Below are 318 nucleotides of genomic sequence, written 5' to 3'. Positions count from 1 at the left end.
GGTTTTTGCTTCTGGTCGTACAATGCGCTTACTGCTTGGAGCTAACGGTGCATTAAAGCCCCAAAAAAGAGGATCAAGATCAACCGGTTCTCCCTCAAAATTGAGCCTGTTAGCGGTATAACCGCAAGCATGAACGAAAAACATCAAACTCAAACGGTCCGCATACCAATCTGATAAACTGTTTTTGGCTTCTTCGCGCAAATTAAACAATGTGCGCTGATTATCAATAGTGCCTTCATTGGCAATTCTTGTTCCATGATAAAGTTCATTGATATACAGTTTATCATGAAGGAATTGTAGTGCCTCTTCATTGCCTTC

The 318-nt window shown here is 41.2% G+C and carries 1 protein-coding gene; it reads right to left on the bottom strand.

Annotated elements, in window-relative coordinates; all coding sequences use genetic code 11:
- Positions 1–318, bottom strand: a 318-nt coding sequence (locus tag ACFIM6_RS10065) for a DUF4043 family protein (protein WP_375612694.1), incomplete at both ends; no start/stop codon positions are given.

This window comes from Bartonella sp. AA9NXGY, assembly GCF_042196845.1.
Classification (GTDB): Bacteria; Pseudomonadota; Alphaproteobacteria; order Rhizobiales; family Rhizobiaceae; genus Bartonella.
This window is presented reverse-complemented; position numbering and strand designations above follow the sequence as displayed.